This window comes from Nocardioides sp. (assembly GCF_051876515.1).
In the GTDB taxonomy this organism is placed as follows: domain Bacteria; phylum Actinomycetota; class Actinomycetes; order Propionibacteriales; family Nocardioidaceae; genus Nocardioides.
In genome coordinates, this window is sequence record NZ_JBJEHY010000113.1 from 1 (window position 1) to 11,107 (window position 11,107).

Annotated in this window: 11 protein-coding genes and 1 pseudogene; 2 read left to right on the forward strand and 10 right to left on the reverse strand. The window is 71.9% G+C overall.

Annotation, left to right across the window (positions count from 1 at the left end; translation table 11 throughout):
• The 4 genes from ACI379_RS08175 to ACI379_RS08190 form a co-directional block, all read right to left on the reverse strand.
• Nucleotides 1-273, reverse strand: a 273-nt coding sequence (locus ACI379_RS08175; RefSeq protein WP_439791588.1) for a DEAD/DEAH box helicase, incomplete at its 3' end; no start/stop codon positions are given.
• Between the two features lie 469 nt (nt 274-742).
• A complete protein-coding gene (gene katG, locus ACI379_RS08180) occupies nt 743-2,944 on the reverse strand; it encodes a catalase/peroxidase HPI (RefSeq protein WP_439791589.1) in 2,202 nt (733 codons plus the stop codon).
• 38 nt (nt 2,945-2,982) lie between these two features.
• Entirely contained in the window at nt 2,983-3,378 is a 396-nt protein-coding gene (locus ACI379_RS08185; RefSeq protein WP_439791597.1) for a Fur family transcriptional regulator, read from the reverse strand.
• Nucleotides 3,379-3,485: 107 nt separating this feature from the next.
• Nucleotides 3,486-4,016, reverse strand: a complete 531-nt coding sequence (locus ACI379_RS08190) for a helix-turn-helix domain-containing protein (RefSeq protein WP_439791590.1) — start codon at nt 4,014-4,016, stop codon at nt 3,486-3,488.
• Between the two features lie 5 nt (nt 4,017-4,021).
• On the opposite strand from ACI379_RS08190, the gene ACI379_RS08195 reads away from it, so the two are divergent.
• Nucleotides 4,022-5,128: an MFS transporter gene (locus ACI379_RS08195; protein WP_439791598.1), complete on the forward strand. Its 1,107-nt coding sequence runs from the start codon at nt 4,022-4,024 to the stop codon at nt 5,126-5,128.
• On the opposite strand, the gene ACI379_RS08200 is transcribed toward ACI379_RS08195, so the two are convergent.
• The 3 genes from ACI379_RS08200 to ACI379_RS08210 are packed head-to-tail and all read right to left on the reverse strand — an operon-like array spanning nt 5,115 to nt 7,347.
• Nucleotides 5,115-5,807, reverse strand: a complete 693-nt coding sequence (locus ACI379_RS08200) for a DNA alkylation repair protein (RefSeq protein WP_439791591.1) — start codon at nt 5,805-5,807, stop codon at nt 5,115-5,117. The genes ACI379_RS08195 and ACI379_RS08200 overlap by 14 nt on opposite strands.
• Complete coding sequence (locus ACI379_RS08205) at nt 5,804-6,625, reverse strand: acyl-CoA thioesterase domain-containing protein (protein ID WP_439791592.1); 822 nt, start codon at nt 6,623-6,625, stop codon at nt 5,804-5,806. The genes ACI379_RS08200 and ACI379_RS08205 overlap by 4 nt, the downstream gene beginning before the upstream one ends.
• Before the next feature lie 47 nt (nt 6,626-6,672).
• Complete coding sequence (locus tag ACI379_RS08210) at nt 6,673-7,347, reverse strand: GTP pyrophosphokinase (RefSeq protein WP_439791593.1); 675 nt, start codon at nt 7,345-7,347, stop codon at nt 6,673-6,675.
• A 171-nt stretch (nt 7,348-7,518) separates the two neighbouring features.
• On the opposite strand from ACI379_RS08210, the gene ACI379_RS08215 reads away from it, so the two are divergent.
• Nucleotides 7,519-9,036, forward strand: a complete 1,518-nt coding sequence (locus ACI379_RS08215; RefSeq protein ID WP_439791594.1) for an FAD-dependent oxidoreductase — start codon at nt 7,519-7,521, stop codon at nt 9,034-9,036.
• A gap of 15 nt (nt 9,037-9,051) precedes the next feature.
• On the opposite strand, the gene ACI379_RS08220 is transcribed toward ACI379_RS08215, so the two are convergent.
• The 3 genes and pseudogenes from ACI379_RS08220 to ACI379_RS08230 all read right to left on the reverse strand — a co-directional run.
• On the reverse strand, nt 9,052-9,807 hold the full coding sequence (locus tag ACI379_RS08220) for a hypothetical protein (RefSeq protein ID WP_439791595.1): 756 nt from the start codon (nt 9,805-9,807) through the stop codon (nt 9,052-9,054).
• Complete coding sequence (locus tag ACI379_RS08225) at nt 9,804-10,445, reverse strand: SatD family protein (RefSeq protein WP_439791596.1); 642 nt, start codon at nt 10,443-10,445, stop codon at nt 9,804-9,806. Before ACI379_RS08225 ends, ACI379_RS08220 begins: the two co-directional genes overlap by 4 nt.
• Nucleotides 10,446-10,494: 49 nt before the next feature.
• Nucleotides 10,495-11,107: pseudogene (locus ACI379_RS08230) on the reverse strand (bifunctional [glutamine synthetase] adenylyltransferase/[glutamine synthetase]-adenylyl-L-tyrosine phosphorylase); the annotation flags it as partial.

Genomic DNA, 11,107 nt, shown 5'->3' on the forward strand with positions numbered 1-11,107 from the left:
CTCGATCTGGCCGACGAGCTCACGGGTGGGGGCGAGGATGAGGGCGCGGGGCGCCGTGGCACGCGGACGGGGACCGCCGGCCAGCCGGGCCACCAGCGGCAGCAGGAAGGCGTACGTCTTGCCCGAACCGGTGCGACCGCGGCCGAGGACGTCACGTCCGGCCAGCGAGTCGGGCAGCGTGGCCGCCTGGATCGGGGTGGGGGTGGTGATACCGAGGGTGGACAGGGAGTCGCTGAGATCGGCGGGCACGCCGAGGTCGACGAAGGAGGGCACAGAGTTCTCCGGTGGTTCACTCGTCTCGCCGACAGCCGGGCCCGACGGTTGTCGGACGACTTCGCACGGAGCAGGGTTCAGGTGCTCGACGTGCGGTCAACCCGCGGCAAGAACGAAACGAGTTGAACCCCCACCCTATCCGGCACGACGTCACCCCCACGGTTCCCCGCAGGGGTGACGTCGGCCACTCACGGCTCCTGCCACCCCAGCCGGAGCCGACGCCTGGCCCGGCAGCGTCCGTCATGGCCGGTTCGGGACCCCACCTCGGGCCAAACTCCTTAATCTTAACCAATTCAGTAGATTTTTGTGGCGTTCGCTTCCCACCCAGCTGATAGGCAACGACGATCCCGCGCCACGCAGATCGATGCACCTGCACGGGCCTGACCCAGATGCGACGCGACGAGGGCCCCTCCGTTCGGAGGGGCCCTCGTACGTTCACACGGTCAGGTCAGGCCCGACCGGGCGGTGCTCAGCGGCGCAGGTCGAAGCGGTCGAGCTCCATGACCTTGACCCAGGCGGCGACGAAGTCGGCCACGAACTTATCGGCGGCGTCGTCGGCGGCGTACACCTCGGCGAGGGCACGCAGCTCCGAGTTCGAGCCGAAGATCAGGTCGGCGCGCGACCCGGTCCAGCCGTTGGAGGAGGTGAAGATCTCCTCCGACTCGTCCGTCGCGGTCCACGTCTGCGGCTCGAGCAGGTTGACCAGGAAGTCCTGGGTCAGCTGACCGGCACGCTCGGTGAACACGCCCGTGGCCGAGCCGTCCCAGTTGGTGTCGAGGACGCGCAGGCCGGCGACCAGCACCGTCATCTGCGGGGCGCTCAGCGTCAGCAGGTTGGCGCGGTCGATGAGCAGGTACTCGGTGGCAGCCTTGCTCTTCTTGGACAGGTAGTTGCGGAAACCGTCGTAGCGCGGCTCCAGGAAGTGGAACGACTCGACGTCGGTCTGCTCCTGGGTGGCGTCGGTACGCCCCGGGGTGAACGGGACCGTGACCGCGGTGCCGGCGGCAGCGGCAGCCTGCTCCACGCCCACGCCACCGGCCAGGACGACCAGGTCGGCCAGGGAGACCTGCTTGGCGTCGGTGTCGAAGCCGGCCTTGACCTGCTCCAGGGCCGCGAGGACCTTGGCGGTGCGGGCCGGGTTGTTGGCCTCCCAGTCCTTCTGCGGGGCGAGGCGGAGGCGCGCACCGTTGGCGCCACCACGCTTGTCGGAGCCGCGGAACGTCGCGGCCGAGGCCCACGCCGTGGCGACGAGCTCGGAGACGCTCAGGCCGGCGTCCGCGATCTTGCCCTTGAGGACGGCGACGTCGGCGTCGGTGAGCGCCTCACCGGTGTACGCCGGCAGCGGGTCCTGCCAGATCAGGTCCTCGGAGGGGACCTCGGGACCGAAGTAGCGCGCCTTCGGGCCCATGTCGCGGTGGGTCAGCTTGAACCAGGCGCGGGCGAAGGCGTCGGTGAAGGCCTCCTGGTCGTCCTTGAAGCGCCTGGAGATCTCGGCGTACGCCGGGTCGAAGCGCAGGGCGAGGTCCGAGGTGAGCATGCGCGGCTCGCGCTTGCCCTCACCGAACGACTCGGGCACCAGGTCGGCGCCACCGTTGTTCACCGGACGCCACTGCTGGGCGCCGGCCGGCGAGTGGAACAGCTCCCACTCGTAGGCGAACAGGATGTGGAAGAACTCGTTGTCCCAGCGGGTCGGGTGGTAGGTCCAGGTGACCTCCAGGCCCGAGGTGATGGCGTCGATGCCCTTGCCGGAGGCGTGCGCGGACTTCCAGCCCAGGCCCTGCTCCTCGATCGGGGCAGCCTCGGGCTCCGGGCCCACCAGCTCGGCGTCACCGGCACCGTGGGTCTTGCCGAAGGTGTGGCCACCGGCGATCAGGGCGACGGTCTCCTCGTCGTCCATGCCCATGCGGCGGAACGTCTCGCGGATGTCGACGGCCGACTTCAGCGGGTCGGCCTCGCCGTTGGGGCCCTCGGGGTTGACGTAGATCAGACCCATCTGGACAGCGGCCAGCGGATCGTCGAGGTCGCGCTCACCGGTGTAGCGCTTGTCGTCGAGCCACTCGGTCTCGGGACCCCAGTAGACGTCGGCGTCGGCCTCGTACACGTCGGGACGGCCACCGCCGAACCCGAAGGTCGGGAAGCCCATGTCCTCGAGCGCGACGTTGCCGGCGAGGATCATCAGGTCGCCCCACGACAGCTTCTGGCCGTACTTCTTCTTGACCGGCCACAGCAGGCGGCGGGCCTTGTCCAGGTTGCCGTTGTCCGGCCAGGAGTTCTGCGGGGCGAAGCGTTGCTGGCCGTGGCCAGCGCCGCCGCGGCCGTCGCCGGAGCGGTACGTGCCGGCGGCGTGCCACGCCATGCGGATGAACAGGCCGCCGTAGTGACCGAAGTCAGCCGGCCACCAGTCCTGCGAGTCGGTGAGGATGGCAGTGATGTCCGCCTTGACCGCGGCGAGGTCGAGGCTCTCGAACTCGGAGCCGTAGTGGAAGTCGCCCTCGTGCGGGTTCCCCTCGGAGGGGTACTTGGCGAGGATCTTGAGGTTGAGCTGGTTGGGCCACCAGGTCTTGTTGGCATCGGCCTGCGCCGGCAGCGGCAGGCCGCCGTGCATCACCGGGCACTTGCCTGCTGCAGGCTCATTGATGTCCTCGAGGACGGCGTCGTCGTGGTCAGACACGGTGGTTCCTTCCAGTTCTTGTGCAGGTTGGGGGGAGTTCAACGGGTGGAACAGTCGGGGCAGGTGCCCCAGTAGACGACCTCGGCCTCGTCGATCGTGAAGCCGTGGTCGTCGGAGGCTGTCAGGCAGGGAGCGTGGCCCACGGCGCAGGCCACGTCGCCGATGCGGCCGCAGGTGCGGCACACGACGTGGTGGTGGTTGTCGTCGACGCGGGTCTCGTAGCGGGCCACGTGCCCGCGGGGCTGGATGCGTCGCACCAGGCCCACCTCGGTCAACGCCTTGAGCACGTCGTACACGGCTTGGTGCGACACCTCACCGAGGTCCTCGCGGACCGCCCCGATCACCGCGTCGGTGTCGGCGTGCGGGTGTGCCGTCAGGGCCTTGAGCACGGCGACCCGGGGGCGCGTGACCCTCAGGTCTCGTTCGCGGAGCATCTGCTCCATCTCGGCTGTGGTGGGCACGGCCCCCATCCTGCCCCTTTTTCTTGAACAGTTCAAGAAAGGGTTGCCTCACTTGACTCCGCGATCGACGGGCCAGGCTGCTAACGCCCCCGGAAGGTCCGCCTGTAGGCCGTCGGGGAGACGCCGGCGGTGGCGCGCAGGTGGGCCCGCAACGACCCTCCCGACCCGAGGCCAGCGAGCCGGGCCACGTCGTCGACGGCCAGGTCGGTCGTCTCCAGCAGCTCCTGGGCCCGCCGCACCCGCTGCTGGGTCACCCAGGTCGCCGGGGGCAGCCCGGTCTCCTCGACGAACCGCCGCACGAAGGTCCGACGCGCCATCGCGGCCGTCGCGGCGAGACGGGCCACCGACAGGTCCTCACCGAGGTTGGCCAGTGCCCAGTCGCGGGCCGGTGCCGTCGACCGGTCCTGGACGACCGGCGCCGGGCGCTCGATGAACTGCGCCTGCCCGCCGTCGCGCCAGGCGGGCACCACCAGGTGGCGGGCGACGCGGTTGGCCACCTGCGCGCCGTGGTCGCCGCGGACGACGTGGAGGCAGAGGTCGACCCCCGCACTGAGGCCCGCGGAGGTGAGCAGGTCGCCGTCGTCGGTGTAGAGGACCGACTCGTCGACCAACGCCGCTGTACGGCGGCTTCTCGCCGTTCGCCGCCGCCCTCATGGAGCGCTTCGGCATCCGCCGCGTCGTCACCGTCGCCCTGCTGCTCGTAGCCGCGGGCAGTGGACTGACCGTCTTCATGGAGCAGGCGTGGCACCTGGTGCTGCTGTGGGGCGTGCTGGTCGGGATCGGCACCGGGTCGATGGCGATGGCGCTCGTCGCGACCGTGACCAGCCGCTGGTTCGTGGCCCGGCGCGGTCTGGTCTCGGGCGTCCTCACCGCTGGCAGCGCGACCGGGCAGCTCGTCTTCCTCCCGGTGGCCGCGCACCTGACCGAGATGGAGGGCTGGCGGACCACCTCGCTGGTCACCGCCGCGGTCGCCCTCGCCGGCGTACCCGTCGTCGTCGCCCTGCTGCGCGACCACCCGGCCGACCTGGGCACCACCGCGTACGGAGCCACCGAGCGCCAGCCCGGTCCGCAGAAGACTGCCCCCGACGCCTCCAGCGGCCTGCGGGCGTTGCAGGCCCTCGCGCGAGCCGCTCGCACCAAGCAGTTCTGGCTGCTCGCGCTCGGGTTCGCGATCTGCGGGATGACCACCAACGGCCTCATCGGCACCCACTTCGTGCCCGCCGCGCACGACCACGGCATGCCGGTGACCACCGCTGCCTGGCTGCTCGCGGTCGTGGGGGTCTTCGACGTCGCCGGCACCATCGCCTCGGGGTGGTTGACCGACCGTGTCGACCCGTGGTGGCTGCTCCTGGCCTACTACGCCCTGCGCGGGGTCGGCCTGCTGACCCTGCCCGCGCTGCTGGCGCCGCACACGCACCCGTCGATGTGGGTCTTCATCATCATCTACGGGCTGGACTGGGTGGCCACGGTTCCGCCCACGGTGGCCCTGTGCCACGACCTCTTCGGGGACGACGGGCCGATCGTCTTCGGCTGGGTGTTCGCCTCCCACCAGGTCGGCGCCGCCGCCGCGGCGGTCGGGGCGGGCTGGATCCGCGACACCACCGGGTCGTACGACTCCGCGTTCCTCGCCGCCGCCGGCCTGTGCGTGGTCGCCGCCATCGCCTCGGCCGCGATCCGGACGCCCGCGCAGGCCCGCGGCCCGCTGCCGCTCAGAGGTGCTTGAGCGCCTCGCGGCGCGACAGTCCCGAGAGACCCGGGTGGGCCTCGACGAAGGCGCGGACCCAGTCCGCGTCCGTGCGGGCGTACTGACGCAGCGCCCACCCGATCGCCTTGCGGACGAAGAACTCGGGGTCGGACTCGTTGGCCTCGACCACGTCGGCGAGCAGCCCGGTGTCGGTGCGCTCCTTGGCGGTGAGCTGGGACAGGATCGCCGCCCGGCGCAGCCACAGGTCCTCCGAACGCGCCCACGCCCACATCCGCGGTCCCTCGACGGCAGGTTCCGCGAGCCACCGCTCATTGACGACCGCCAGGGTGTCGTCGACCAGGTCCCACCAGGCGCCGGTGACCATGAGGTGCTCGACCAGCCCCATCACCTCCGCGTCGCGCCACGCGCGGTAGGCGCGGTGCCGCAGCAGCGCGATGGCGGCGTACCGCTCCTCCCGGAACTCGGCACCGTCGTACAGCTCCCTCACGGCCTGCTCCCACGCGGCACGGTCCGGCAGCGTCCGGGCGTACGGCTCGGCGAGCAGCCGGGTCAGCTCCGGCCGGGTGAGGCCGCGGAACGGCATCGACGACTTCATGTAGCGCTGCTGGCCCACCGCACGCTCCGGGTCCCCGGCGCCGCGCAGCAGCGCCCGCACCTCGGCGACGAGGGCGCTGGCCCCGGGCGGGACCGGGCTCACCGGGTGCCGACCCCGGAGAAGATCGGCTGGTGGACGCTGGTCATCGTCACGACCCCGAAGGCACCGACCTCGTCGTGCAGTGCGGCGGCGCCGACCGACGTGCCGGTGGTGCGCAGGTGGTCCAGCGACTCCAGCGCCAGCGCCTCCCCCCGCGGCAGTCGCGCGATCGACAGGGTGAGGTCGGGGTTGATCAGCTGGAGCCCCTCGGTCCCCCAGTTGAGCACCGAGTTCGCCACGTCCGCGCCGAGCCCGAGCCGCGTGTACGCCGTGAGCTCCTCCCCTGCGACCAGGGGGACGTACTCCCGCACCCACGTCACCGGCGCCCCGCCGTCGGTCAGCCCGAAGGCGCCGACGCCGGCACGGCACTCGACCCCCGCGTGCTCGCGGTCACCCAGCCGACCGGTGGCCATCGCCATCGGGAAGGTCCCCGGTCGGTCCAGCTCGGCGTACGGCGGCTCACCGAGCGTGCCCGACCGGCTCCACACCTGGCCCGGAGGCACCTGGTCGGCCCGCGTCGCCACCCCACGCACCAGGCCGATCACCCGTCCAGCCTGCACGAGTTCGACGTCGACGACGTGCACGGTGCGGCCCGTACGGCGCACCGACGTCGTGAGCGCGATCGGCTCCAGCGACCCCATGTGCACCATGTCGAGCGTCAGCCGCGCGGGCAGCCACTCCGGACCGGGCAGCGCCTGCTCGAACGCCCAGGAGCTCAGGCCCAGGACGGCGCGGCCCGCGATCGAGTCGGCGGCCCAGTGGCCGGCAGAGAACGAGGTGGGGACGATCAGGTCACCGTCACGGACGAAGTAGGACTCCACGGCCCCGACCGTACGGCCTGGGCCGCCCCTGTGGGCGACAACCCCGCTCAGACCCAGCGGGGACGACCGACGCGCACCTCGCGGTGCAGGCTCTGCATCTTCTCGTCGAGCTCGCGGGCCGCGAGTGCGGCAGCCGTCAGCTCGTCCCCGAGGTGGGCCGGCACGTCCTTGGCGTACTTGTAGTAGATCTTGTGCTCGAGGCTGGCCCAGAAGTCCATCGCGACCGTGCGCACCTGGATCTCCACCGGCGTGGGGCGCACCCCGGTCGACAGGAAGACCGGCACCTCGACGATGACGTGGAGGCTGCGGTAGCCGTTGGCCTTCGGGTCCGCGATGTAGTCCTTGACCTCGAGCACCTTGACGTCGGTCTGCGCCGTCAGCATCTCGGTGACCTCGTAGCAGTCCGAGATGAAGCTGCACACGATCCGCAGACCGGCGATGTCGAACAGGTTCGCCGCGATCGCCACCGGGTTGAAGTCGATGCCGCGCCGCTCGGCCTTGGCGACGATGCTGTCCATCGTCTTGAGCCGGGTGCTGACGTGCTCGATCGGGGAGCTGCCCTTGCGGTAGTTGATCTCCTCGCGCAGGATCTCGACCTTCGTGGTGAGCTCCTCGAGCGCGAACTTGTAGACCATCAGGAACTCGCCGATCTGCCGGCCACGCAGTCGCAGGTCCTCGATCTCCTTGCTCTGCGCCACGCCGGGGGCCTGTTCGGTTGCCACGCGTCGAGTATGTCAGCGGGACGGTTGCCGGCACGGCGGCGGCACGTGTCCCTTCGGCTGGTCCTGCGGGATGGGACCGGCCATGGACACCCGCCCACCCGCACGGTTGCATCGGGACCGCGTCGGGCGCCCCCTGCCTGCGGCGCCCACCCGTACGAGAGGAACTCCCCGATGAGCCAGCACACCTTCGACGTCGTCGTCGTCGGGTCGGGCGGCGGCGCCCTGACCGCAGCCCACCTCGCCCAGAAGGCGGGCCTGCGCACGTGCGTGGTGGAGAAGACCGACCGCGTCGGCGGCACCTCGGCGTACTCCGGAGGCGCCTGCTGGCTGCCGGGCAGCGACGTGCAGCAGCGCAACGGCGTGACCGCGGACTCCACCGAGTCGGCCCGCACGTACCTGGCCGCGGTCCTGGCCGACCCGGAGCGAGAGGTCGACCAGGCCAAGGTGGAGGCGTTCCTGGCCGAGGCGCCCGCGCTGGTCGCGGCGCTGGAGTCCGACGACCTCTTCGAGTTCGAGCACACCCCCTTCCCCGAGTACTTCGACGCGCCCGGCCGGGTGCCCGGCGGCCGTTCCATCCAGCCGGCGAAGATCCGCCGCGACGAGCTTCCCGCCGACGTCGCCGCGCTGGTCCGCCCGCCGGTCGAGCGCGACCGCGAGGGTGCCGAGGGCCGCCGCACCCTTTCGGGCGGCCAGGCGCTCGTGGGCCGGCTGCTGTGGATGTTCACCCGCGACGGCGGCACGGTGCTGACCGGCCACTGCGTCGACGAGCTCGTCCGCACCGACGGCCGCGTCGAGGGCGTGGTCGCCTCCACCGCGGACGGACGCGTGGAGATCCGGGCGACGCGCGGCGTGGTCCTCGCGGCGGGCGGTTTCGAGCACAACCGGGAGTGGCGCGAGCAGTACGGCGTCCCGGGGCGCTCGGAGTGGTCGATGGCGCCTGAGGGCACCAACACCGGCGAGCCGATCGCCGCCGCGGTCGCCGTCGGCGCCGCGGTGGACCTCATGGACCAGGGCTGGTTCTGCCCCGGCCTCGAGCAGCCCGACGGGCGCGGCTCCTTCGTGCTCGGCTTCCGCGGTGGCGCGATCGTGGACTCCACCGGGCGCCGATTCGCCAACGAGTGCCTGCCCTACGACCGCTTCGGTCGCGAGATGGCCGCCGCCGGCGCCGTCCCCGCGTGGCTGGTCTTCGACTCGCGTGAGGGCGGACAGGTCCCCGCGATCGCGATGCCGCAGGGTGACCCGGAGGCGCACCTCGCGGCCGGGACCTGGGTGCGGGCGGAGTCGGTCGCCGACCTGGCCACCCAGCTGGACCTCACCGAGCTGCCGGCCACGGTCGAGCGGCTCAACGCGGCCGCCGCGAGCGGGGTGGACGAGGAGTTCGGTCGCGGCGCGGACGAGTACGACACCTTCTTCGCGTTCGGCGACGGCCCCAACCGGGCCCTGAGCCCGATCGAGACCGGCCCCTTCTACGCGGCCCGCTTCGTGCTGAGCGACCTCGGCACGAAGGGAGGTGTGGTCACCGACGCCTGCGCCCGCGCGCTCGACACGGACGGACACGTCATCGAGGGCCTCTACGCGACCTCGAACTCGACCGCCTCCCTGGCCGGCCGCTTCTACCCCGGACCGGGCGTGCCGCTGGGCACCGCGATGGTCTTCGCCTCGCTCGCGGTGCAGGACCTGCTCGCCTGAGGTCCGATGCCCGGCTCACCAGTGCAGCAGCACCAGTGAGCCGAGCGCCAGCAGCCAGGAGGCGAAGCTGCCGACGAGGAAGTACTCGGTGACGGTGTGGATGCCGGGACCGGGTGCCTTCTCGTCGCGGGCGGCCTGCAGCTCGGGGAAACGCAGCAGCCCCTTGGCCGCGACCACGATGCTGGCGGCGGTGAGGTCGCCGGCGAGCCCGAGGCCGACGATGAAGACACGCTCCATCGGGCCCAGCAGGCGCCCGCCCTTGAGCGAGTGCGCCGGCCCCTCGAGGAGGCGCTGGTCGGTGCTCTTGGTGGGGTTGAGGGTGCCGGTCGCGGCCAGCACGAGGCGTACCAGGACGTTGCCCGTGGACAGCTGGGTGCCGATCGCGCCGACGCACAGCAGCACCTTGTCGGCCCGGACCTCCCCGAGCCGGCCGGCGCCGTCGAGGGCCAGCCAGTCCGCCAGCAGACCGTCGGGCGTGCCCGCGTACGGAGCGACGACGAGCGCGAGTGCGACGGAACCGGCGAAGAGCGCCAGTGGCACCCAGGGCGTGCCGCGGCCGAAGCCCCACGTCACCGCCGCGCCCCAGGCGAGGACCAGCCCCACGACCACGATCAGGGCGGCCAGGTCACGAGAGTCGGTGAGACCGGCGACCAGGGCCACCAGGACCGCCGCGGTCGCCCCGACGACCTGCGGGACCACCCGACCGGGACGCGCGGAGAACGCGAGGTCGGTGACGGCGTACCCGATCAACAGCAGTGCCAGCCAGCTCACCCGAGACCCTCCAACCAGTCGTTCATCTGCAGCAGCACCCCGACACCCTGCGCCCTGACCCGCTGGGAGACGGCGGAGGCCGAGATGCCCTCGTCGAGTGCCAGCTGCTGCTGGCTCGTCCCGGCGAGCATGCCACGCAGGACCGACAGGCCACGCGCGTCGAGGCCGGTCATGATCTGGTCGCGCCCGGCCAGGGCCGCGTTGACGGCGGCCTGCAGGTCGGCGCGGTCGTCCTGCGCGGCGACATACCGGGTGCGGGCCGAGCGGGTGCGTGGTCGCCGCGCGGAGGCCTCGACGGTCTCGATCGCCTCGCGCGCCGCCCACCACCCGGGGCCGTCCTGCACCCCGCTCACCTCGTCGAGGAGCCGCACCTCGCCGGTGCCGACACCGTGTCGCACGTCGACCTCGGGCTGCAGGTGGACCTGCAGCCACCAGGCCGCACCGAGCGCGGCTCCCAACGTGGCGAAGCTGCCCTGGTACTCGTCACCGACGGTGATCGCGAGCTCACCGTCGAACCGGTCGTTGGCCTCGGCCAGCGCGGCGGAGAGGGTGTCGTGCAGGCGTTGCCGGTCGACCGACCGGCGTGACAGCACGACATCACCGATCAGATGTGAAGTTTGACGCTTCACGTTGCTCATATGAAGATCATACCTTCACAAGAGCCAGCGTGTCAGCCCCGAGCCCGCCTCACCCCCAGAAGATGCGCTCGACCACCTGGTGGGCGTGGCGCGTGGTGCGCATGTAGTCGTTGACCATCCGGTCGGTCTCGCCGGGCTCGTAGCCGAGCACCATCGCCATCGCCGCCCGCTCCCGGCTGTCCGCCGGGATCTGGTCGGTCGCCCGGCCGCGCACCAGCGTGCCCGCGTTGCGCGTACGACTCACCGTGCGCCACGCCTCCGCCAGCACCTCGGCGTCCTCGGCCGGGACCAGCCCCGCCTCCTCCGCGGCGCTCAGCGCCGCCAGCGTCTGGGTCGTCCTCAGGCCCGGCACCCGCCCGGCGTGCTGCATCTGCAGCAGCTGCACCGTCCACTCGACGTCGGCGAGCCCGCCACGTCCGAGCTTGAGGTGCAGGTTGGGGTCGGCTCCCCGCGGCAGCCGCTCGTCGTCGACCCGCGCCTTGATCCGACGGACCTCGACCACGTCGTCGGCGCCGATGCCCTCGGCCGGGAAGCGCAGCGGGTCGATGAGCTCGCGGAACCGCTCACGCAACCCCTCGTCCCCCACCACCGGGTCGGCACGCAGCAGGGCCTGGAACTCCCACACCGCCGACCAGCGTCGGTAGTAGGCGGCGTACGCCTCC

Coding starts and splice junctions, on each gene's coding strand:
- ACI379_RS08185 (WP_439791597.1), bottom strand. CDS start 3,378: ATGCTCCGCGAACGAGACCTGAGGGTCACGCGCCCCCGGGTCGCCGTG.
- ACI379_RS08215 (WP_439791594.1), top strand. CDS start 7,519: ATGAGCCAGCACACCTTCGACGTCGTCGTCGTCGGGTCGGGCGGCGGC.
- ACI379_RS08225 (WP_439791596.1), bottom strand. CDS start 10,445: ATGAGCAACGTGAAGCGTCAAACTTCACATCTGATCGGTGATGTCGTG.